22 protein-coding genes and 2 tRNA genes are annotated in these 20,461 nt (G+C 62.1%); 17 read left to right on the forward strand and 7 right to left on the reverse strand.

The window, feature by feature from the left end; translation table 11 throughout:
* Positions 1–49 precede the first annotated feature (49 nt).
* Together NCS67_RS04900 and NCS67_RS04905 are read left to right on the forward strand one after the other, a co-directional pair.
* Positions 50–829: an SDR family oxidoreductase gene (locus NCS67_RS04900; RefSeq protein ID WP_008350325.1), complete on the forward strand. Its 780-nt coding sequence runs from the start codon at positions 50–52 to the stop codon at positions 827–829.
* Between the two features lie 17 nt (positions 830–846).
* Positions 847–1,284, forward strand: coding sequence for an acyl-CoA thioesterase (locus NCS67_RS04905; RefSeq protein WP_008350323.1), 438 nt, complete (start codon positions 847–849; stop codon positions 1,282–1,284).
* Between the two features lie 10 nt (positions 1,285–1,294).
* Here the strand turns inward: NCS67_RS04905 and NCS67_RS04910 are convergent, their stop codons facing one another.
* Positions 1,295–1,840 carry a LuxR C-terminal-related transcriptional regulator gene (locus tag NCS67_RS04910; RefSeq protein ID WP_008350321.1) on the reverse strand — a complete coding sequence of 182 codons (546 nt, stop codon included), beginning with the start codon at positions 1,838–1,840 and terminating at the stop codon, positions 1,295–1,297.
* Positions 1,841–2,057: 217 nt separating this feature from the next.
* Between NCS67_RS04910 and NCS67_RS04915 the strand changes: the two genes are divergently transcribed.
* The 14 genes from NCS67_RS04915 to NCS67_RS04980 all read left to right on the forward strand — a co-directional run bounded on the left by NCS67_RS04915 (position 2,058) and on the right by NCS67_RS04980 (position 15,647).
* Positions 2,058–2,762: a CoA transferase subunit A gene (locus NCS67_RS04915; protein WP_008350318.1), complete on the forward strand. Its 705-nt coding sequence runs from the start codon at positions 2,058–2,060 to the stop codon at positions 2,760–2,762.
* A 2-nt stretch (positions 2,763–2,764) separates the two neighbouring features.
* The gene (locus NCS67_RS04920) at positions 2,765–3,406 is read left to right on the forward strand and encodes a CoA transferase subunit B (protein ID WP_008350316.1); all 642 of its coding nucleotides are present in this window, start codon (positions 2,765–2,767) and stop codon (positions 3,404–3,406) included.
* 202 nt (positions 3,407–3,608) lie between these two features.
* Positions 3,609–4,529: an alpha/beta fold hydrolase gene (locus tag NCS67_RS04925; RefSeq protein ID WP_250434512.1), complete on the forward strand. Its 921-nt coding sequence runs from the start codon at positions 3,609–3,611 to the stop codon at positions 4,527–4,529.
* Positions 4,530–4,602: 73 nt separating this feature from the next.
* Positions 4,603–4,956, forward strand: a complete 354-nt coding sequence (locus NCS67_RS04930; protein ID WP_008350311.1) for a RidA family protein — start codon at positions 4,603–4,605, stop codon at positions 4,954–4,956.
* A 32-nt stretch (positions 4,957–4,988) separates the two neighbouring features.
* Positions 4,989–7,211, forward strand: coding sequence for a RelA/SpoT family protein (locus tag NCS67_RS04935; RefSeq protein WP_034472050.1), 2,223 nt, complete (start codon positions 4,989–4,991; stop codon positions 7,209–7,211).
* A 99-nt stretch (positions 7,212–7,310) separates the two neighbouring features.
* Positions 7,311–7,387: transfer RNA gene (locus NCS67_RS04940), tRNA-Val, on the forward strand.
* Positions 7,388–7,680: 293 nt separating this feature from the next.
* The gene (thrS, locus tag NCS67_RS04945) at positions 7,681–9,588 is read left to right on the forward strand and encodes a threonine--tRNA ligase (protein ID WP_250434515.1); all 1,908 of its coding nucleotides are present in this window, start codon (positions 7,681–7,683) and stop codon (positions 9,586–9,588) included.
* Positions 9,589–9,635: 47 nt separating this feature from the next.
* Positions 9,636–10,163 (forward strand): translation initiation factor IF-3, encoded by a 528-nt coding sequence (infC, locus tag NCS67_RS04950; RefSeq protein WP_075583511.1) that lies wholly within the window; start codon positions 9,636–9,638, stop codon positions 10,161–10,163.
* A 234-nt stretch (positions 10,164–10,397) separates the two neighbouring features.
* Positions 10,398–10,595 (forward strand): 50S ribosomal protein L35, encoded by a 198-nt coding sequence (gene rpmI, locus NCS67_RS04955; RefSeq protein WP_004191477.1) that lies wholly within the window; start codon positions 10,398–10,400, stop codon positions 10,593–10,595.
* A 25-nt stretch (positions 10,596–10,620) separates the two neighbouring features.
* The gene (gene rplT, locus NCS67_RS04960) at positions 10,621–10,980 is read left to right on the forward strand and encodes a 50S ribosomal protein L20 (RefSeq protein WP_008350196.1); all 360 of its coding nucleotides are present in this window, start codon (positions 10,621–10,623) and stop codon (positions 10,978–10,980) included.
* 203 nt (positions 10,981–11,183) lie between these two features.
* Positions 11,184–12,197, forward strand: coding sequence for a phenylalanine--tRNA ligase subunit alpha (gene pheS, locus NCS67_RS04965; protein ID WP_033537244.1), 1,014 nt, complete (start codon positions 11,184–11,186; stop codon positions 12,195–12,197).
* A gap of 77 nt (positions 12,198–12,274) precedes the next feature.
* Positions 12,275–14,707 carry a phenylalanine--tRNA ligase subunit beta gene (pheT, locus tag NCS67_RS04970; RefSeq protein WP_244807940.1) on the forward strand — a complete coding sequence of 811 codons (2,433 nt, stop codon included), beginning with the start codon at positions 12,275–12,277 and terminating at the stop codon, positions 14,705–14,707.
* Between the two features lie 65 nt (positions 14,708–14,772).
* Positions 14,773–15,177: an integration host factor subunit alpha gene (locus tag NCS67_RS04975; protein ID WP_008350190.1), complete on the forward strand. Its 405-nt coding sequence runs from the start codon at positions 14,773–14,775 to the stop codon at positions 15,175–15,177.
* Positions 15,178–15,266: 89 nt separating this feature from the next.
* Positions 15,267–15,647 (forward strand): MerR family transcriptional regulator, encoded by a 381-nt coding sequence (locus tag NCS67_RS04980; protein WP_250434517.1) that lies wholly within the window; start codon positions 15,267–15,269, stop codon positions 15,645–15,647.
* A 166-nt stretch (positions 15,648–15,813) separates the two neighbouring features.
* On the opposite strand, the gene NCS67_RS04985 is transcribed toward NCS67_RS04980, so the two are convergent.
* From NCS67_RS04985 to NCS67_RS05000, 4 genes are all read right to left on the reverse strand, one after another.
* The gene (locus NCS67_RS04985; RefSeq protein ID WP_244807941.1) at positions 15,814–16,161 is read right to left on the reverse strand and encodes a hypothetical protein; all 348 of its coding nucleotides are present in this window, start codon (positions 16,159–16,161) and stop codon (positions 15,814–15,816) included.
* Between the two features lie 330 nt (positions 16,162–16,491).
* Positions 16,492–16,568: transfer RNA gene (locus tag NCS67_RS04990), tRNA-Pro, on the reverse strand.
* Between the two features lie 89 nt (positions 16,569–16,657).
* On the reverse strand, positions 16,658–17,068 hold the full coding sequence (locus NCS67_RS04995; RefSeq protein ID WP_250434519.1) for a hypothetical protein: 411 nt from the start codon (positions 17,066–17,068) through the stop codon (positions 16,658–16,660).
* Positions 17,069–17,209: 141 nt separating this feature from the next.
* On the reverse strand, positions 17,210–18,100 hold the full coding sequence (locus tag NCS67_RS05000; RefSeq protein WP_250434526.1) for a LysR family transcriptional regulator: 891 nt from the start codon (positions 18,098–18,100) through the stop codon (positions 17,210–17,212).
* A gap of 103 nt (positions 18,101–18,203) precedes the next feature.
* Here NCS67_RS05000 and NCS67_RS05005 point away from each other — a divergent pair, with 103 nt between their 5' ends.
* Positions 18,204–18,644, forward strand: coding sequence for a DoxX family protein (locus NCS67_RS05005; protein ID WP_034472040.1), 441 nt, complete (start codon positions 18,204–18,206; stop codon positions 18,642–18,644).
* Here NCS67_RS05005 and NCS67_RS05010 read toward each other — a convergent pair.
* Positions 18,624–19,547 carry a LysR family transcriptional regulator gene (locus NCS67_RS05010; protein WP_008350178.1) on the reverse strand — a complete coding sequence of 308 codons (924 nt, stop codon included), beginning with the start codon at positions 19,545–19,547 and terminating at the stop codon, positions 18,624–18,626. The genes NCS67_RS05005 and NCS67_RS05010 overlap by 21 nt on opposite strands.
* A 34-nt stretch (positions 19,548–19,581) precedes the next feature.
* Positions 19,582–20,400 carry an IclR family transcriptional regulator gene (locus tag NCS67_RS05015; protein ID WP_250434534.1) on the reverse strand — a complete coding sequence of 273 codons (819 nt, stop codon included), beginning with the start codon at positions 20,398–20,400 and terminating at the stop codon, positions 19,582–19,584.
* Between the last annotated feature and the right edge of the window lie 61 nt (positions 20,401–20,461).

A 20,461-nucleotide genomic window follows, 5' to 3' on the forward strand; every position in this document is an offset into this window, starting at 1 on the left:
CGCGCCGCGTGCCTGCCCGGGCTGAGCCAACCATAAAAAGGGAAGCACAATGGGCCGTTCGATCAACCTGGAAGGCAAGGTCGCGCTGATTACCGGCGCGTCCAGCGGTTTGGGCAAGCGTTTCGCGCAAGTGCTGTCGCAGGCGGGCGCCAAAGTGGTGCTCGCCAGCCGGCGCACGGAGCGCCTGAAGGAGCTGCGCGCCGAAATCGAGGCGTCGGGCGGCGCCGCGCACGTCGTTTCGCTCGACGTCACCGATTACCAGAGCATCAAAGCGGCGATCGCGCATGCGGAGACCGAAGCGGGTACCATCGACATCCTCGTGAATAACTCGGGCGTGTCGACCACGCAAAAGCTGACGGAGGTCACGCCCGCGGACTACGAATTCGTGTTCGGCACGAACGTGCGCGGCGCGTTTTTCGTCGCGCAAGAGGTCGCCAAGCGCATGATCATGCGCGGCAATAGCAACAGCGCGGCCAAGCCGGCCTATCGCATCATCAACGTGGCGTCGGTGGCAGGCTTGCGGGTGTTTCCGCAGATCGGCCTCTACTCGATGAGCAAGGCCGCCGTCGTGCAGATGACAAAGGCGATGGCGCTCGAATGGGGCCGACACGGCATCAACGTCAACGCGATCTGCCCGGGTTATATCGATACCGAGATCAACCACCACCACTGGAAGACCGAGCAGGGGCAAAAGCTCATTTCGTTGCTGCCGCGCCGCCGCGTGGGCTCGCCAAACGATCTCGACGGTCTTTTGCTGCTGCTCGCCGCCGACGAATCGCAGTTCATGAACGGCTCGGTCATCTCGGCGGACGACGGTTTTTCGCTTTGAACTTTTTAGCGCACGCAATGACCACGCATAACGATTTCCACACCGTCTTCGAACTTTCCATGCCGATCCGCTGGGGCGACATGGACGCCTTCGGGCATGTCAATAACACCGTCTATTTCCGCTACATGGAGCAGGTGCGTATCTCGTGGTTCGAAGAGATCGGTCTCGTCGGCGGCAATGGCGACGGGCAAGGGCCGGTGATCGTAAACGCGTCGATGGAGTTTCTGAAGCAGCTTCAGTATCCCGGCGACGTGATCGGGCGCATGTCCGTCGGCAAGCCGGGGCGCAGCAGTCTCGATACGCGCTTCGAGCTGTATCGCGCCGATGAACCCGCCGCACTGTATGCGCGCGGCGCGGCGAAAATCGTCTGGATCGACTACGCGGCGGGCAAGTCCGTGCCGCTGCCGGACATGTTGCGGCAGATCATCGAGACCGCCGCGCCCGTCGCGCCGTAAAGCGCGCAGGTCAGGTGCCGAGCAGCCGTTGCAGCAGTTCGGTCGCATTGCCCGTGTCGTACTTTCTCATGAGCCGCGCGCGGTAGATATCAACCGTCCGCGGGCTGATATCGAGCACGCGGCCGATCTGCTTGCTCGTCTTGCCCGTCACGAGCTGCGCGGCGATCTCGCGCTCGCGCGGCGTCAATTCGATCGCGACCCGCCGCGTCGCGCTCAAGTCCTCGAATGTCCAGACGCCCGCCGCGTGAGGCGCGGTCCGGTCGAGCGCGCGGCCGGTGACGTGACACCAGAACAGTTCGCCGTTCTTGCGCTTCATGATGCGGTCGTCGCTGTACGTGCCTTCCTTGCTGATATGCGCGGCGATGCGCTCGCCGATGCGCGCGAACTCGTCCGGCGAGGGATACAGCACCTCGAACGACTTGCCGATGAGCGCCTCGCGCGTGGAACCGAAGATCGCGCAAAGCTGCTCGTTGCAGTCTTCGATGGTGCGCTCGCGCGAAAGCACGAGCCCGACGGGCGCAAGTTGAAACGCGGTTTGATAATCCAGTGCACGCATGTGAGATCGGGCGCGCGGCGCCTTGCGTATCGCGGCGAAAAGCGCCGGGAACCAACGCGCGCGGGCAAAGACTTATGTATTTTTGCGTATTGTGCCGGATCATCGGCACAAAGTACGCTTGTGCCACGTCAAAAGGCCGCGCGATGCGCTCGAACAGTGCATCGGCGGCATCAAAAAACCGATTTTCAGTTGGTTTCAACATGGAAGGGACACACAGATGAACAAGGTCTATCCCAGCGCGAAAGCCGCGCTCGAGGACATCGTCAAGGACGGGCAGACGTTCGCCGTCGGCGGTTTCGGGCTGTGCGGCATTCCCGAAGCGCTCATCGCCGCGCTGCGCGATACGGGCGTCAAGGGCATCACCTGCATCAGCAATAACGCGGGCGTCGACGGCTTTGGCCTCGGTCTCTTGCTCGAGACGCGCCAGATCAAGAAGATGATTTCGTCGTACGTCGGCGAAAACAAGGAGTTCGAGCGCCAATACCTCGCCGGCGAACTCGAGCTCGAATTTACGCCGCAGGGCACGCTCGCCGAGAAGCTGCGCGCGGGCGGCGCGGGCATTCCGGCGTTCTTCACGAACACCGGTTTCGGCACGGTGATCGCGGAAGGCAAGGAAACGCGCCAGTTCGGCGAGAACCATTACGTGCTCGAGCATTCGCTCACGGCAGACGTCGGTCTCGTCAAGGCATGGAAGGCCGATAAATCCGGCAACCTGATCTTCCGGCGCACCGCGCGCAACTTCAACCCGATGTGCGCGATGGCCGGCAAGATCACCGTGGCCGAAGTGGAAGAAATCGTCGAGACGGGCGAACTCGATCCGGACGCGATCCATCTGCCCGGCATCTACGTGCAGCGCCTCGTGCTGAATGCGCAGCCGGAAAAGCGCATCGAACAGCGCATCGTCCGCGCGAAAGGAGAGTAATCATGGCTTGGACTCGTGACCAGATGGCCGCGCGCGCGGCGCAGGAACTGCAGGACGGCTTCTACGTGAACCTGGGTATCGGCTTGCCGACGCTCGTCGCCAATCACGTTCCGGACGGCATGGAAGTGTGGCTGCAGTCGGAAAACGGTCTGCTCGGCATCGGGCCGTCGCCGTATGAAGACGAAGTCGACGCCGATCTCATCAACGCCGGCAAGCAGACCGTGACGACGCTGCCGGGCTCGTCGATCTTTTCGTCGGCGGATTCGTTCGCGATGATCCGCGGCGGCCACATCAACCTGGCGATCCTCGGCGCAATGCAGATCAGCAAGAAGGGCGATCTGGCCAACTGGATGATCCCCGGCAAGATGATCAAGGGCATGGGCGGCGCGATGGACCTCGTCGCCGGCGTGAAGAAAGTCGTCGTGCTGATGGAACACGTCGCGAAGGGCGACCAGCACAAGATCCTCGAAGAGTGCTCGCTGCCGCTGACGGGCGTGGGCGTCGTGGATCGCATCATCACCGATCTCGGCGTGATCGACGTCACCGACAATGGCCTCAAGCTCGTCGAGCTGGCCGACGGCGTGACGGTCGAGGAAATTCAGAAGAAGACGGGCGCGCCGCTCGATGTCACGAGCGTGAAGTGATAGCGGCGTGACACGACCGCCGGTTCTCTCGGCGTGAGCGCGAACACGGGCGGGCGAAGCTTTCGGAGCTTCGCCCGCTTTGCTTTTGCGGGTTTCGCCCGCATCTGTGCACGCGGGAAGGGGTCGTCCGTTCGGCATAGGCCCGCTCGATCCGGTGAGATGCGCTTTACAATCGTTTCGACACTTCCACGAGGACCTCTCCATGACCGCATCCATCGTCGCCGAAGCCGTGCATTCCGATCTGAGCGAGCCGCGCCAGCGCTTCGTGCAATGCGCGAGCCCGGCGGGTCTGCATCGCGTCGCCTATACGGAGTGGGGCGATCCGGCCAATCCGCGCGTGCTGCTGTGCGTGCACGGCCTGACGCGCTCGGGACGCGACTTCGACAAGCTCGCGCAAGCGTTCGCGCGGGACTATCGCGTGGTGTGTCCGGACGTGGTCGGGCGAGGACTGTCCGACTGGCTCGCGGATCCGCGTTACTACGGCGTGCCGCAGTATGTCGCGGACGTGGTCACGCTGATCGCGCGGTTGAACGTCGAGACGGTGGACTGGTTCGGCACGTCGATGGGCGGTCTCATCGGCATGGCGCTCGGCGGCTTGCCGAACACGCCGATCCGAAAGATGCTGCTCAACGATGTCGGGCCGCATATCGAACCGGTCGCGCTGCAGCGTATCGGCGAGTATCTCGGCAAGCCGGCGCGTTTCGCATCGCTCGACGAAGGCGTGCGGCACGCGGCGGCGCTCGCGTCGTCGTTCGGGCCGCTGACCGACGAGGAGTGGGCGGGCATCAACACGCCGCTCCTGCACGAGCGCGACGGTGCGTGGGGCTTTCGCTACGACCCGGGCATCGCGACGCCGTTCACGTCGGCCACCGATGAGCAGAATGCGGCCGGCGAGGCGTTTCTTTGGCGCTCGCTCGCGTCGATCAGGACGCCGGTGCTCGTCGTGCGCGGCGAGAGCTCGGATTTGCTGTCGCGCGAGACGGTCGCGCAAATGGTCGAGAAAGGTCAGGCCGTGACGAGCGCCGAGATCCCGGGCGCGGGTCACGCGCCGGCGTTTCTTGTCGAAGATCAAATCGCCATCGCCAGGGGGTTCTTTCTCGGCGATGACGCGAGCGGGGCATAATATTGGGCTGAACATAAGGTGCTTGCGCGCCGCTTGCGCTTCTTTTCTCACCATCACCGATCAGGAACAAACAATGGCAGTCATTCGTCATCACGTCGGGCCGCGCCTTTCCGAAACCGCGATCCACAACGGCACGGTGTATCTCGCCGGCCAGATCGCCGAGGACACGGACCAGGACATCACCGGTCAGACGCGCGAAGTGCTCGGTCACATCGACCGCCTGCTCGAAGAGGCGAACAGCGACAAGTCGCACTTGCTGTCGGTGCAGATCTATATCTCGGACATGATCCATTTCCCCGGCATGAACGCCGTGTGGGACTCGTGGGTCGCGGAAGGCAACACGCCGCCCCGCGCCACCGTCGAGGCGAAGCTCGCCAATCCGGCGTGCCTCGTGGAAATCGTCGTGATCGCCGCACAGCGCAACTGAATCGAGTCGTCTGAAGTATTGGCATCGCCCGAATGACCGAGACCGCCGTCCCCACCGAAACGTTGCCCGAGCCGTCCATCGACGACGCGCTCGCGTTCGTGCGCGAGCACGCGAAGGACGCGCGCGTCTCGACGGGCGAACTGCTCGCGGACCACGCTGCCGGCACCGCGCGCATCATGCAGACGCTCAACGTCGATTCGCACGCGGTCGCCGCCGCGGCGCTCTTCGTGCTGGCGCCGCATCTCGACGATCCGGAGAAGGTGATCGCGGAGCGCTTCGGCCCGGAAGTGCAGCGGCTCGTCGGCGATGTGCGCAAGCTGTTGCGGCTTGGTTCGGTCAGCTCGCGCGCGACGCTCGCGGAACTGCCTGAAAACACGCGCGACGCGCAGGCCGCGCGCCGTGCGCAGGTCGAAGCGTTGCGCAAGATGTTGCTTGCGTTCGCGCAGGACATTCGCGTGGTGCTGATCCGGCTCGCCTCGCGCGTGCAGACGCTGCGCTACTACGCCGCGCACAAGATCGAACCGTCGCCCGACGTGCCGCGCGAGACGCTGGAGATTTACGCGCCGCTCGCCAACCGGCTCGGCATCTGGCAACTGAAGTGGGAACTCGAAGACCTGTCGTTTCGCTTCGAAGATCCGGTCACGTACAAACGCATCGCGAAGCTGCTCGACGAGAAGCGCGTCGAGCGCGAGACCTATGTGACCGAGGCCATCGCTCGTCTGCAGAAGGAACTGGAAACCGCGCACATCAAGGCGGACGTCAGCGGACGGCCGAAGCACATCTACAGCATTTGGAAGAAGATGCGCGGCAAGCAGCTGGATTTCGCCGAACTGAACGACGTGCGCGCATTTCGCGTGATCGTCGGCGACATCAAGGATTGCTACACCGTGCTCGGCATCGTGCACAACCTGTGGCAGCCGGTGCCGCGTGAGTTCGACGATTACATCTCGCGTCCCAAGCCCAACGGCTACAAGTCGCTGCATACGGTCGTGATCGGCGACGACGGGCGCGCATTCGAAGTCCAGATTCGCACGTACGAGATGCATCAGTTCGCCGAGTACGGCGTGGCCGCGCACTGGCGGTACAAGGAAGCGGGTGCGCGTGGCTATGCGGGGCAGGTGACCGCGAGCGAGAAATACGACGAGAAGATCGCATGGTTGCGTCAGCTTCTCGCGTGGAAGGACGACGTCGAAGGCGAGCATCCCGGCTGGCAGCATCTGCGCGACGCGACGCTCGACGACGACCATATCTACGTGCTGACGCCGCAGGCGCGCGTGATCGCGTTGCCGCAAGGCGCGACAGCCGTCGATTTCGCATATCACCTGCACAGCGAGCTCGGACATCGTTGTCGGGGCGCTCGCGTCGATGGCGCGATGGTGCCGCTCAACACGCCGCTGCAAAACGGACAGACGGTCGAGATCGTCGCGGTGAAGGAGGGCGGTCCGTCGCGCGACTGGCTCAATCCGCAGCTCGGCTATCTGCATAGCGCCCGCGCGCGGCAGAAAGTGCGCTCGTGGTTCCTCGCGGCGGATGCGGCGGAGAACATCGCGGCCGGACGGAGCATCGTCGAGAAGACCTTGCAGCGCGAGGGAAAGACGTCGGTCAGTCTCGAACAACTCGCGGCCAAACTCGGCTTCAAGGCGCCCGAGGAGCTTTACGCACTCGTCGCGAAGGACGAGTTCAGTCTGCGCAACATCGAGCAGGCGCTCTCCGATGCGCCGCCGCCCGAGCCCGAACCCGAAGCGCCCGAGCAGTTCGAGAAGCGCAGCAGCGGGCAAAGCGTGGCGCACGGAGCGTCGACGGGCGTGCTCGTCGTCGGTGTCGATGCGCTGCTCACGCAACTCGCGCGTTGCTGCCGCCCGGCGCCACCCGATCCGATCGCGGGATTCGTCACGCGCGGCAAAGGCATGTCGGTCCACCGCACCGATTGCGAAACGTTCAAGCGCATGGCCGAGCGCTCGCCCGAACGCGTGCTGCACACGACTTGGTCCGCCGAGGTGATGAACGGTCGTGGCTCGTCCGTTTATCCGGTGGACCTTTCGGTTGAATCGGCGGATCGCCAGGGCTTGCTGCGCGACATCTCCGAAGTGTTCGCGCGCGAGAAGATCAACGTGATCGGCGTGAAGAGCCAGAGCCGCAGGAATGTCGCGTATATGCAGTTCACCGTGGAAGTGTCGAGTGCAGCGCAGATTCAACGCGCATGCACGCTGCTCGGCGAAGTGCAGGGCGTGATTCGCGCTTCGCGTCGCGCGTAGCATTTAGAAGGGATTGAACGGATTGGCGAATATTTTCGATTTTTCTGAAGATAAGCACTTGCCAACATCTGAAACACTCCATATAATCTCACTTCTTTCAGGCTCGTAGCTCAGCTGGTTAGAGCACCACCTTGACATGGTGGGGGTCGTTGGTTCGAGTCCAATCGAGCCTACCAACGAAAACGAAATCCAGCGGACTTCGGTTCGCGGGGTTTCAAACCGCAAGAAGCGCGCAGCGCAAAAGGCGAAAAAACATGGCACGTCGAACGTTGACCGAAACAACTTCGGAGCGACGCTAGTCGAGGACCATATTCGCCTTCTGCCAAATTGTTTCGCGGTATGTGTGAAAAGTGAATGCGGCCCCTCGATAGCGGGGCCGCATTTTTTTTGTCTTGCGATTTTCAAAACGAAATCGCGTGGCAATGCTTAATCGAATCGCCCGGCATGTGCCGGCGTCTTGGAGAACGATATGGTTTCGGTACGTTTGCCTGATGGGTCGGTCCGACAATACGACCACCCGGTGACCGTCGCGGAAGTTGCGGCATCGATCGGCGCGGGCCTCGCCAAGGCGGCGCTCGCCGGCAAGCTCAACGGCGAACTCGTCGACACTTCGTTTCTGATCGACAAGGATTCGTCGCTCGCGATCGTCACCGACAAAGACCCGGAAGGCGTCGATGTCGTGCGTCACTCGACCGCGCACTTGCTGGCCTATGCCGTGAAGGATCTGTTCCCCGAGGCGCAAGTAACCATCGGGCCGGTCATCGACAACGGCTTCTACTACGATTTCTCGTACAGCCGTCCGTTCACGCCCGAAGATCTCGAAAAGATCGAGAAGCGCATGCAGGAGCTCGCGAAGAAGGACGAGCCGGTGTCGCGCCGCGTCGTCTCGCGCAACGAGGCCGTCGAGTACTTCAAGAGCATCGGCGAGGCGTACAAGGCCGAGATCATCGAATCGATTCCGGAAAGCGACGAGATCCGGCTTTACGCGCACGGCAATTTCATCGACCTGTGCCGAGGCCCGCACGTGCCGTCCACCGGCAAGCTCAAGGTTTTCAAGCTGATGAAAGTCGCGGGCGCGTACTGGCGCGGCGATTCGAAGAACGAGCAACTGCAGCGCATCTACGGCACCGCGTGGACCAAGAAGGAAGACCAGGAGCAGTACCTCCACATGCTGGAAGAAGCCGAGAAGCGCGATCACCGAAAGCTCGGCAAGCAGCTCGACCTGTTCCATCTGCAGGACGAAGCGCCGGGCATGGTGTTCTGGCATCCGAAGGGCTGGTCGCTATGGCAGCAGGTCGAGCAGTACATGCGTCGCCGCGTGAACGAAGCCGGCTATCTCGAAATCAAGACTCCCATGGTGATGGACCGTTCGCTGTGGGAAGCATCGGGGCACTGGCAGAACTATCGTGAAAACATGTTCACGACCGAGTCGGAAAAGCGCGACTACGCGATCAAGCCGATGAACTGCCCGGGCCACGTCCAGGTGTTCAATCACGGCTTGCGCTCGTACCGCGACTTGCCGCTGCGTTACGCGGAGTTCGGTTCGTGCCATCGCAACGAGCCGTCGGGCGCGCTGCACGGTCTGATGCGCGTGCGGGGCTTCGTTCAGGACGATGCACATATCTTCTGTACCGAAGATCAGTTCATCGCGGAATCGATCGCGTTCAACACGCTCGCGATGAGCGTGTATAAGGATTTCGGCTTCGATCACATCGACATCAAGCTGTCGCTGCGTCCGGAACAGCGCGCCGGCACCGATGAAACCTGGGATCGCGCGGAGCAGGGCCTGCGCGAAGCGCTGATCGCGTGCGGCCTGCAGTGGGAAGAGCTCGCGGGCGAGGGCGCGTTTTACGGTCCGAAGATCGAGTATCACATCAAGGATGCGCTCGGCCGCTCGTGGCAATGCGGCACGCTGCAGCTCGACATGGTGCTGCCGGAGCGTCTCGGCGCGGAGTACGTGGCGGAAGACAACAGCCGCCGCCGTCCGGTGATGCTTCATCGCGCAATCGTCGGATCAATGGAGCGTTTCCTCGGCATTCTGATCGAGCATCATGCCGGCGCAATGCCGCCGTGGCTCGCGCCGATCCAGGCCGTTGTGCTGAATATTGCTGAAAGTCAGGCCGAATATGCCGGAAATCTGGCTCAATCGTTGCAAAAACAAGGGCTTAGAGTAGAGTCCGATTTGCGCAATGAGAAGATTAGCTATAAAATACGCGAGCACACGCTGCAAAAGGTGCCGTATTTGCTGGTCGTCGGCGACAAGGAGCGTGATGCACAAACCGTAGCCGTGCGTGCTCGTGGCGGTGTCGATCTGGGCGTGATGCCGGTCGACGCATTCCTCGAACGTCTGCAGCAGGAAGTGCGGGCGTTCAAGTAAGTCACTCGCAGCGCGGCTTGTTTTTTCATTTTTAGAGGAAACGTAACATCGCTACTGATAAGTCGTCACATCGCATCAATGGTGAGATTACCGCGCCGGAAGTGCGTTTGGTCGGAGTGGACAACGAGCCGCTCGGAATCGTGAAACTGGCCGAGGCGTTCCGTCAATCGGAGCAACTCGACGTGGATCTCGTCGAAATCGCGCCGCAGGCTTCGCCGCCTGTCTGCCGTTTGATGGATTACGGCAAGTTCAAGTATTCGGAAGCGAAGAAGCAGCACGAAGCGAAGTTGAAGCAGAAGATCGTGCAGGTGAAGGAAGTCAAATTCCGCCCCGGCACGGATGACGGTGACTACAACGTCAAGCTGCGCAACCTCACGCGCTTCCTCGAAGACGGCGACAAGACGAAAATCACGTTGCGTTTCCGCGGTCGCGAAATGGCGCACCAGGAAATCGGCATGCGTATGCTCGAGCGCCTGAAGTCCGATCTGGACGAATATGGCCAGGTCGAGCAGATGCCGAAGATGGAAGGGCGTCAGATGATCATGGTGCTTGCCCCGAAGAAGAAGGGCAAGTAACCGAACAGCAGTAGGGCGATGGATCGCGCGCCGTCGAAAGGCGGTCGGCGCGGCATTGCCGGCGGTTTCAGGCCGGCGTCATTTCGGTGACGCCGGTCATGAAAAGCGGCGGTTCTTCACCGAACCGTTCGCACACAAGTGGAGCGTGGGTTTCGAAGGGCGGGAAGGGGTTCGCGGGCAGTATCGGCGGATCATCCGCACACCCATGACCATCTAATAAACTGGAGTTGTTTCATGCCGAAGATGAAGACCAAGAAGAGTGCTGCAAAGCGCTTCGTGGTGCGTCCGGGCGGTACCGTCAAGCGCGGTCAGGCCTTCAAGCGCCACATTCTTACCAAGAAAACCACCAAGAACAAACGCCATCTGCGTGGCGCCACGGCCGTTCATGATTCCGATCTGAACTCCGTCCGCGCAATGCTGCCGTTCGCCTAACCTCATCTAACTTAAGGAGAGCAACATGCCTCGAGTAAAACGTGGGGTTACCGCACGGGCCCGTCACAAGAAGATCATCCGTCTGGCCAAGGGTTACCGCGGCCGTCGCAATAACGTCTATCGCATCGCCAAGCAGGCGGTCATGCGCGCAGGCCAGTACGCCTACCGCGATCGCCGCAACAAGAAGCGTGTGTTCCGCGCACTGTGGATCACGCGTATCAACGCGGCGGTGCGTCAGCACGACATGACCTACAGCGTGTTCATCAACGGCCTGAAGAAGGCTTCGATCGAACTCGACCGCAAGGTTCTGGCTGACATGGCTGTGTTCGACAAGGCTGCTTTTGCTGCGATCGTGAAGCAGGTGAAAGCCGCCGTTGCAGCCTAATTGCGAAATTAGTACTGCGTGGTTCGCCTCCTCGTCGCCGCATCGTAGAAATACGTTGACGGCGGCGCGAAGGCAGAAAACGGGGCTCTCACCGAGCCCCGTTTTTGTTGGTCGGACGGTTTTGCGCATCTCATGCCCATCGTGGAGCGTGGATGAGCAAAACCGAACCTCAGATTGAATTTCGACGCTAAAAGATGGGATCAATGGATCTGGACCAGATTGTCGCCGACGCGAAAAGCGCCTTTGAACACGCCGCCGATACCACCACGCTCGAAAACGAGAAGGCACGGTTCCTGGGCAAGTCCGGCGCGCTGACCGAATTGCTGAAGGGATTGGGCAAGCTCGATCCGGAAGCGAAGAAGACAGAAGGCGCGCGCATCAATCAGGCAAAGCAGCAGGTTGAAGCCGCGCTGAACGCGCGCCGTCAGGCGCTGGCCGACGCGCTGCTGAATCAGCGTCTCGCGTCGGAAGCCATCGACGTCACGCTACCGGGACGCGGCGCGGGTGCGGGCACGCTGCATCCGGTGATGCGTACGTGGGAGCGCGTCGAACAAATCTTCCGCACGATCGGTTTCGATGTCGCCGACGGTCCGGAAATCGAGACCGACTGGTACAACTTCACGGCGCTGAACAGCCCGGAGAACCATCCGGCGCGCTCGATGCAGGACACGTTCTACGTCGACGGCAAGGACGCGGATGGCCGTCCGCTTTTGCTTCGCACGCATACGAGCCCGATGCAGGTGCGCTACGCGCGCATGAACAAGCCGCCGATCAAGGTGATCGTGCCGGGCCGCACGTATCGCGTGGACAGCGACGCCACTCATTCGCCGATGTTCAACCAGGTCGAAGGCCTGTGGATCGAAGAGAACATCAGCTTTGCGGATCTGAAGGGCGTCTACACCGATTTTCTGAAGAAGTTCTTCGAGCGCGACGACATTCTCGTGCGCTTCCGTCCGTCGTATTTTCCGTTCACGGAGCCGTCCGCCGAGATCGACATGATGTTCGAACACGGCAAGAACGCGGGCAAATGGCTGGAAATCTCAGGCTCGGGGCAGGTGCATCCGACCGTCATCCGCAACATGGGCCTCGATCCGGAGCGCTATATCGGCTTCGCGTTCGGCAGCGGCCTCGAGCGCCTGACGATGCTGCGCTACGGCGTGCAGGATCTGCGTCTGTTCTTCGAGAACGATCTGCGTTTCCTGCGTCAGTTCGCGTAAAGCACTTAGCGCCCGCGGCGATCGCTTCTCGATAAGCGGCGATCGTGAGACTCCAAACATTTCGAACGTAGACACACATGCAATTCCCAGAATCCTGGCTCCGCAGTTTCGTCGATCCCAAGCTCTCCACCGACGAACTCGCGCACGCGCTGACGATGGCCGGCCTCGAAGTCGAAGACCTGCGCCCGGTCGCGCCGCCGACCACGAAGATCGTCGTGGGCCAAGTGCTCGAAGTCGCCAAGCATCCGAACGCCGACAAGCTCAACGTCTGTCAGGTCGATGCGGGCACGGGCGAGACGCTCAATATCGTGTGCGGCGCGCCGAACGTGTCGCCGGGCATCAAGGTGCCGGTCGCGCTGATCGGCGCCGTGCTGCCGCCGGCCGAAGCGGGCGGCGAGCCCTTCGCGATCAAGCCGACGAAGCTGCGCGGCGTCGACAGTCAAGGCATGCTGTGCTCCGCACGTGAGCTCAAGCTGTCGGAAGATCACAGCGGTCTCTTGATCCTGCCGACCGATGCGAAGGTCGGCCAGGACATCCGCGAGGCGCTCAATCTCGACGACACCGTCTTCGAAATCAAGCTCACGCCGAACAAGGCAGACTGCCTGTCGGTGTTCGGCGTTGCGCGCGAGACGGCCGCGATCACCGGCGCGCCGCTCAAGCAACCGGACATGCCGGCCGTCGAAACGAAGCTCGACGAAAAGCTGCCGGTCAAGGTGCTCGCGCCCGATCTGTGCGGGCGCTTCTCGGGCCGCGTGATTCGCGGCGTGAACGCCCGCGCGAAGACGCCGCAATGGATGGTCGAGCGTCTGGAACGTGCGGGCCAGCGCAGCATCTCCGCGCTCGTCGACATCTCCAATTACGTGATGCTCGAACTCGGCCGTCCGACGCACGTGTTCGATCTCGACAAGATTCACGGCGGGATCGAAGTGCGCTGGGGCAAGAAGGGTGAGTCGCTGAAGCTCCTGAACGGCAACACCGTCGAGCTCGATGAAACCGTCGGCGTGATCGCCGACGATCGCCACGTCGAAAGTCTCGCGGGCATCATGGGCGGCGACAGCACGGCCGTCTCGCTCGACACCACCAACATCTATCTCGAAGCCGCGTTCTGGTGGCCGGACGCGATCCGCGGCCGCGCGCGCAAGTACAACTTCTCGACCGATGCGGCGCATCGCTTCGAGCGCGGCGTCGATTATTCGACGACCGTCGAGCATATCGAACGCATCTCGCGCCTGATCCTCGACATCTGCGGCGGCGAAGCGGGTCCGGTCGACGATCAGATCGTCAACGTGCCGGATCGCAATCCGGTGTCGATGCGCGTGTCGCGCGCGCATCGGATCATCGGCGTCGAGATCGGCGCGGAAGAGATCGCGCAGATCTTCACGCGTCTGAACCTCGCGTTCGAGCGCGACGGCGACACCTTCAAGGTCACGCCGCCGCCGTATCGCTTCGATATCGAGATCGAGGAAGACCTGATCGAGGAAGTCGCGCGCATCTACGGTTTCGAGAAGATTCCGGCGCGCCCGCCGGTCGCGCGCAGCGAGATGCGCATCACGAACGAAACGAAGCGCTCGATCCATACGCTGCGCCACGAAGTCGCCGCGCGCGACTACTCGGAGACGGTGAACTTCAGCTTCGTCGACGCCGAGTGGGAGAAGGACTTCGCCGGCAACGATAATCCGATCAAGCTGCTGAACCCGATCGCGAGCCAGCTCTCGGTCATGCGTTCGACCATGTTCGGCAGCCTGATCGAAGTGCTGCGTCATAACCTGAATCGCCGCGCAGACCGCGTGCGCGTGTTCGAAGCGGGGCGCGTGTTCCATCGCGACGCAACGGTTAAAGCGGGCGAACTGACGGTCGAAGGCTTCGCGCAACCTAAGATGATCGGCGGGCTCGCGTATGGTCCGGTGGTCGAGGAACAGTGGGGCGTGGCCACGCGCAACGTCGACTTCTTCGACGTGAAGGGCGATGTCGAAGCGCTCTTCGCGCCCGTCGTGCCGCGCTTCGTTAAGGCGGAGCATCCGGCGTTGCATCCGGGACGCAGCGCGCGCATCGAGGTGGCGGGGCGCGCGGTCGGCTGGATCGGCGAACTGCATCCGCGCTGGCTGCAAAAGTACGACCTGCCGAACGCGCCGATCCTCTTCGAAATCGACGCCGACGCGTTGATGGATCGCGCATTGCCGGCGCCGTCCGAAGTGTCGAAATTTCCGCCGGTGCGTCGCGATATCGCGATTGTCGTGGATCAAAACGTGGCGGTTCAGGCGCTGCTCGACGAGCTCGAAAGCGCGCGCGCGGAAGCGGCGTGCAGGTACGTCACGAAGGTTGCCCTTTTCGATGAATTTCGTCCAAAATCAAATACTTCCGGTGGCTTGGGAGCGCATGAGAAAAGTCTTGCCTTCCGTGTAACGTTGCAAGATACTGGCGGCACGCTTCAGGACGAAACGGTCGATACGGCTATCAAAACGCTGGTGGATCGCCTGGCTCGAGTACACGGCGCGCGGTTGCGCGGATAGCCTTCAGTTGGCCCTTTCCGTCTTAATCGCCAAGTCTTAAATATGGCAAGCGCCGTTTTACCGATATGAACCAAATGAACTCGAGTGATTTCGAAGCCCTTCTTTCGGCGCAGCGTAGCGCCATGACCCGAGATATTCCGACCTCGAGCGCGCCCGGCGATACGCCGACGCTCACCAAAGCCGAGTTGGCGGAGATGCTGTTCGACCATGTCGGTCTGAACAAGCGCGAAGCCAAGGACATGGTCGAAGCCTTCTTCGAGGTCATCCGCGATGCGCTGGAGAGCGGCGAGAGCGTCAAGCTTTCCGGCTTCGGCAATTTCCAGTTGCGCGACAAGCCTCAGCGTCCCGGCCGCAATCCGAAGACGGGCGAGGCCATTCCTATCGCCGCGCGGCGGGTCGTCACGTTTCATGCAAGTCAGAAGCTGAAGGCGCTGGTCGAAACGGGAGCGGAGACCGATCTCACTCGCTGATTTCCCGGTGGCGCGCGAATGACTCGCGCGTCGCGTTGCTTGGCCACCGCGCTTCAATCGACATCACTTATAACGATGGTTGATCGACGATGGAAAAAGTCGTCTTGCCTCCGATCCCCGCCAAGCGATACTTCACGATTGGCGAAGTCAGCGAGTTGTGCGGCGTCAAGCCTCACGTGCTGCGCTATTGGGAGCAGGAGTTCACGCAGCTGAGGCCGGTGAAGCGGCGTGGCAATCGCCGCTACTATCAGCATCACGAAGTCTTGTTGATTCGGCGCATCCGCGAGTTGCTGTACGAGCAGGGCTTCACGATCAACGGGGCGCGTAACCGGCTCGATTCGCAGGGACGTGCAATCGACGACGATGCGGACATGGCCGAGACGCAAGTATCGACGCAGGCTCAACCGGGCGTCGATGTCGAGCAGTTGCGCAAGGATATTCTTCAGGTGATCGATCTTCTCGGCGGATGAACGCCGTCCGATTCAAAGTCCCGATGCCGCGAATTCTCGCGGCATTTTTTTTGTCCGTCCCACACTGTAATTACCGGATGCGTCGCAAGGCATCGTGGCCGCCGATGTAGCGAAGGTGTACCAGCCGCCGTCGAGGAGTCGGTGACCGGACAGGCCCTGCCCGCGGTTAAGGCTTGACGCCTACGCGGAAGCGTTTTTTCGGACCGGCTGCTTGCGTGGCCGGCAACTTGGTCTTGACCGACCAATAGACGATGCTCGGTCCGACGCCCCATGGCGGATAGATGCGCCAGTCATCGACGCCATGGTGGAAGAAGTAAAGCGCGAAGCATCGGCCTGGTCTCGACGCGCGAACGGAGACATAGCGGCTGCCGCCGGGATAGATGCGCCCGAAGCGCGTGACGCGCGCGCCGCTTCCCGGACCGAACCATCTCGCGACTTCCGCGCGCAGGGCGGAGCAGGTTTGGCCGCATCGGCTGCGCCGCGCTCTGGCGGACGCTGGGACAGACAAAGGCATGGGGCGCCGTTCCTTATGTGTCACCTTAAGATTAGGGCTTAAATTACTGACACACAAGTGTTTTTTAGGCTTTTACGTCTGAATATTGGCGGACGGCGCCGCGTTTTTGCGCGCGTGTCGTCCATGACGAACGGCTTCAGACGGTCATGCCCATCGCCGCGGCCGTTCTGGTCAGCGCTTCTTCATCGGCGCCGACTTTAAGCATTGCATCGGCGAGGTGGTAGTCGAGCTGCGCACGCCCTTGGAGAAACGCGGGCGATGCGTCATCGATGACCCGCGAGGGGCCAAGAAAAAAGGCTCTCCGGCAGAAGCCGGAGAGCCTTCAATTTCTGGTCGGGGCGAGAGGATTTGAACCTCCGACCACCTGCACCCCATGCAGGTACGCTACCAGGCTGCGCTACGCCCCGAAAGAGCGAAAGTATATCAGAGAGAAACGAATAGTAGAACTGCTTCCAACAATTTCGCTGTTGCACTCACAAAATTCACTCGCAATGCGTCAGAGCGTCAGTTCCGACTGCGTGTACGGCGACGTCTGGATCTTCACCGAATCCTCGCGCTCGGCCGACGCCCGCTCAGGCGAGACTTCCAGCGGGAAGCGCTGACGCCTGCGGAACCTCAAAGCCAGAAGCAACGAAATCGCGCATGGAATCAGATAGGTGGCGATGCGCTCCGTCCACGCGATGCGCGATCCGAAACTGTCGTACGGCGTGCGCTCATCGAAGCCGGCGGACGCAAAGATCATCGTCAACGTGAAGTCCAGCACCATGGCCGCGCCGCACAGACACAGAAAGATCAAGGCGCCGTTCCACTTCAGAGCGCGTTCGCTCGCGTTCAACGTGCGGCAGACGAAGAGCGTCACGCCCAGCAAACTCAGGATAAAAATCAAGGGAAGCCACGGAAAATGCATGTCGCGCGCCTCGCGTATGGGTAGAAGGGACGATCCCGGCGGCGCGCAAGATGGATTTATGTTGCGTCTGGAGCGCCCGCTTCCGGAAGCGAGCGCGATGATTACACGCAAGTCTCGACGCAAAAATAAGAGTAATCCTAATCAGATTGGCCGATCGGCCAGCGACTCCGACAGGAAATCGATGAACGTCCGCACCTTCGTCGTCATGTATTTGCGGCTCGTGTACACCGCATACACGGACGGCGCGAACGCCGAATAGCTCGGCAGCACGCGCACGAGCGAGCCCGACGCCAATTCCGGCTCGACGATCCACGCCGGAAAGTATGCGAGCCCGAGTCCGGCGCGCACGAGCTGTAGCGCCATCGACGTATCGTTGGTCTTGAGCACCGCCTGGTTCTTCACGGTAAACGCGCCGTCCGGACCGGTCAACGTGACGGAATCGATATTCGTGTAGGTCGGCAACACGAAGCGATGACGCGCGACATCATCCGGATGACGCAGCTTGCCGTGCTGTTCGAGATACGCGCGCGAACCCGCGAGCACGAACGGCATCTTGCACAGCGGCCTGACGATCAGCGAGGGCGAAGGCTCCGACGTGGCGCGAATCGCCATGTCGTAGCCTTCCTCGACGAGATCGACGAAGCGATTCTCCAGCCGCAGATCGACGAGCACGCCCGGATAGCGCGCCTGATACGCGACAAGCAGATCCGCGAAGGTGCGATTGGCGAACCAGCCTGGCGCCGTGACCTTGAGCACGCCTTGCGGCTCCGCCGTCTGCACGCCGACGGCAGCTTGCGCGGCCTGCAGGATGTCGAGCGCCTCGCTGCATTGCTCGTAGTAGACGTTGCCGGCTTCCGTGAGACTCAGGTGACGCGTCGTGCGGTTCAGGAGACGCACGCCGAGCTGGCGCTCCAGATTGGCGACGTGCTTGCTCGTCATCGCGGTCGAAATGTCGAGCCGTTCAGCAGCCTTCACGAAGCTGCCGGCCTCGACGACTTCGCGGAACACGCGCAAGCTGGTGAGAGCATCCATCGATCATTTCCTGCCGGGAAACAAAACGCTAATGTTAGCCGGATTTATCGACCGACGATGTCTGCCTAAACTGCAGGCAACCTACCTTCACTGGAGTTTTGCGATGTCTGCGACACACACTCGACCATCCGCGGCCAACGCGTCGGCGCTCGCCGGCTACGCTCACGCGCTGCTGCGCATCGTCGCTTCGTATCTGCTGCTCACGCATGCGAGCGCGAAGCTGTTCCATGTTCCGCACATCGCGATGTTCGACGGTCTGCCGCTCGTCTCGCTGCTCGGCGTGGCGGGCGTCATCGAATTGATCGGCGGCGTGCTCGTGCTGATCGGCCTGTTCACGCGGGCGGCGGCGTTCGTGTTGTCGGGCGAACTGGCGTTCGCGTACTTCATCGGGCACGCGCCGAAAGGAAACTTCCTGCTGCCGCTATTGAATCAGGGCGAGCCGGCCGTGCTGCTGTCGTTCATCTATTTGTTCATCGCGGCGGCGGGGCCGGGCGCGTGGAGCATCGACCGGCGACGTCGAGCATTACTTCGGCCACTCGTCTAGCTCGTCGTTGAAGAGCGAAGCGACGATGCCGCGCAGCCACATCGTGCGCGCATCGTTGTGAAACTTGCGATGCCAGTGCTGCTTCAGATCGAAGCGGGGCAACGCGAGCGGCGGCTCGGCGAGCGTGATCGACGCATGCTCGGCGACATACGCGAAGCCGATCGCATGCGGCACCGTCGCGATCAGATCGGTGCGCGACAGGATGAACGGCAGGCTCATGAAGTGCGGCGTTTCGAGCACCGCGCGCCGGCGCACGCGTTCCTTGTCGAGATAATTCTCCAGCACTTCCTGGCTGCGGCCTTCCGCGCGCACGACCGCGTGGCCGCATTCCATGAAGCGTTCGAGCGTGAGCGGCTGGTTCGCGAACGGATGATCGCGCCGCATCAGACAGATGAACCGGTGCGAGAAAAGCCGCTGCTGAAAGAAGTTGTTGCCGCGCAAGTCCGGAAAGTAGCCGACCGCCAGATCGATATCGCCGGCTTCGAGCCCGCGCTCCACATCGCCATGCGACGCCGACACCGATCGCAGATTCGCGTTCGGCGCTTCCTTCGCGAAGGCCTGCAAGAGGCGCGGCAGAAAGACGATCTCGCCGACATCGGAAAGCGCGATCGAAAACGTCTCCGCGCTCGTCGAAGGATCGAAGTGCTGCCGGTCGAGCAGGCCGCGTTCGATGCGCGCCAGCGCCTCGCGCGCCGCGGGCACGAGCGCGATGGTGCGCGGCGTCGGCTCCATGCCGCGCGAGGTGCGCACGAAGAGCGGATCGTTGAAGTACTCGCGCAGACGTGCGAGCGCGGTCGACACGCGCGGCTGACTCACCCCGAGCCGCTCGGCGGCGCGGCTCACGTTGCGCGTCTCCTCGATGGCGACGAGGTACGGAATCAGGTTGAGATCGAGATCGTTCATTTCGGAACCGCCGTCTCCTCGCGTCGATACGGCGTCATCCGCGCCGCGCGACCATGTCCGACACGCGCTGCGCCGCTTCCTGCAGCGGTTCGAGAAACGCCTTCACCATCTGCTTTGCGTTCTTGCGCTGCGCGTTGCCGCTGATGTTCAGCGCCGCGATCACGCGGCCTTGCCGGTCGCGGATCGGCGCGGACATCGAAATCAGTCCTTCCTCCAGTTCCTGATCGACGATTGCCCAGCCCTGGCGGCGCACCGCGGCGATGGCTTCCTTGAGCGCGCCCTTGTCGACGATCGTGCGCGGCGTGCGCGCGACGAGCGAACTCGCATCGAGCGCTTCGTCGAGGCGCACTTCGTCGAGCGCGGCGAGCAGGACGCGGCCCATCGACGTGCAGAACGCAGGCAGACGGCTGCCGATCGACAGATTCTGCGTGATGATCTTGTGCGTCGGCACGCGCAGCACATAGACGATTTCCGCGCCGTTCAGCACGGCCGCCGAGCAGCTTTCGTGCACTTGTTCGACGAGGCCTTCCATTACCGGTTCGGCCAGGTTCCAGAAGGGCATCGACGTCAGATAGGCGAAGCCGAGGTCGAGAATCTTCGGCGTCAACTGAAAGAGACGCCCGTCGGCCTCGACATACCCGAGCGCCTGCAGCGTCAGAAGGATGCGGCGCGCGCCGGCGCGCGTAAGGCCGGTGGCCGCCGCGACATCCGTCAGCGTCTGCGCGGGGCGGTTCGCATCGAACGAGCGGATGACAGCGAGCCCGCGCGCGAACGACTGCACGTAGGCATCGCCGGGGCGCGCCTGCGCGTCTTGCGGCTCGGCATCCGGATTGAGCGTGGCTGAATTCTTCATAAGGCCTGTGATGAAAGCGCGAACGGGCGGTCGAGGCGAAGTTCGAGCTCGGTGAAAACCC

Origin of the sequence: Caballeronia sp. ATUFL_F2_KS9A (assembly GCF_023630765.1) — a bacterium.
GTDB lineage: Bacteria > Pseudomonadota > Gammaproteobacteria > Burkholderiales > Burkholderiaceae > Caballeronia > Caballeronia zhejiangensis.

What these genes read in the sequence shown, in the direction of transcription:
- NCS67_RS04975 (WP_008350190.1), top strand. Translation starts at nt 14,773, where the DNA reads ATGAACCAAATGAACTCGAGTGATTTCGAAGCCCTTCTTTCGGCGCAG.
- NCS67_RS04985 (WP_244807941.1), bottom strand. Translation starts at nt 16,161, where the DNA reads ATGCCTTTGTCTGTCCCAGCGTCCGCCAGAGCGCGGCGCAGCCGATGC.
- NCS67_RS04910 (WP_008350321.1), bottom strand. Translation starts at nt 1,840, where the DNA reads ATGCGTGCACTGGATTATCAAACCGCGTTTCAACTTGCGCCCGTCGGG.
- thrS (WP_250434515.1), top strand. Translation starts at nt 7,681, where the DNA reads ATGGTTTCGGTACGTTTGCCTGATGGGTCGGTCCGACAATACGACCAC.
- NCS67_RS04930 (WP_008350311.1), top strand. Translation starts at nt 4,603, where the DNA reads ATGGCAGTCATTCGTCATCACGTCGGGCCGCGCCTTTCCGAAACCGCG.
- NCS67_RS05000 (WP_250434526.1), bottom strand. Translation starts at nt 18,100, where the DNA reads ATGGATGCTCTCACCAGCTTGCGCGTGTTCCGCGAAGTCGTCGAGGCC.
- NCS67_RS05005 (WP_034472040.1), top strand. Translation starts at nt 18,204, where the DNA reads ATGTCTGCGACACACACTCGACCATCCGCGGCCAACGCGTCGGCGCTC.
- NCS67_RS04980 (WP_250434517.1), top strand. Translation starts at nt 15,267, where the DNA reads ATGGAAAAAGTCGTCTTGCCTCCGATCCCCGCCAAGCGATACTTCACG.
- rpmI (WP_004191477.1), top strand. Translation starts at nt 10,398, where the DNA reads ATGCCGAAGATGAAGACCAAGAAGAGTGCTGCAAAGCGCTTCGTGGTG.
- pheT (WP_244807940.1), top strand. Translation starts at nt 12,275, where the DNA reads ATGCAATTCCCAGAATCCTGGCTCCGCAGTTTCGTCGATCCCAAGCTC.
- rplT (WP_008350196.1), top strand. Translation starts at nt 10,621, where the DNA reads ATGCCTCGAGTAAAACGTGGGGTTACCGCACGGGCCCGTCACAAGAAG.
- NCS67_RS04935 (WP_034472050.1), top strand. Translation starts at nt 4,989, where the DNA reads ATGACCGAGACCGCCGTCCCCACCGAAACGTTGCCCGAGCCGTCCATC.
- NCS67_RS04915 (WP_008350318.1), top strand. Translation starts at nt 2,058, where the DNA reads ATGAACAAGGTCTATCCCAGCGCGAAAGCCGCGCTCGAGGACATCGTC.
- NCS67_RS04905 (WP_008350323.1), top strand. Translation starts at nt 847, where the DNA reads ATGACCACGCATAACGATTTCCACACCGTCTTCGAACTTTCCATGCCG.
- NCS67_RS05010 (WP_008350178.1), bottom strand. Translation starts at nt 19,547, where the DNA reads ATGAACGATCTCGATCTCAACCTGATTCCGTACCTCGTCGCCATCGAG.
- pheS (WP_033537244.1), top strand. Translation starts at nt 11,184, where the DNA reads ATGGATCTGGACCAGATTGTCGCCGACGCGAAAAGCGCCTTTGAACAC.
- NCS67_RS04925 (WP_250434512.1), top strand. Translation starts at nt 3,609, where the DNA reads ATGACCGCATCCATCGTCGCCGAAGCCGTGCATTCCGATCTGAGCGAG.
- NCS67_RS04920 (WP_008350316.1), top strand. Translation starts at nt 2,765, where the DNA reads ATGGCTTGGACTCGTGACCAGATGGCCGCGCGCGCGGCGCAGGAACTG.
- NCS67_RS05015 (WP_250434534.1), bottom strand. Translation starts at nt 20,400, where the DNA reads ATGAAGAATTCAGCCACGCTCAATCCGGATGCCGAGCCGCAAGACGCG.
- NCS67_RS04900 (WP_008350325.1), top strand. Translation starts at nt 50, where the DNA reads ATGGGCCGTTCGATCAACCTGGAAGGCAAGGTCGCGCTGATTACCGGC.
- NCS67_RS04995 (WP_250434519.1), bottom strand. Translation starts at nt 17,068, where the DNA reads ATGCATTTTCCGTGGCTTCCCTTGATTTTTATCCTGAGTTTGCTGGGC.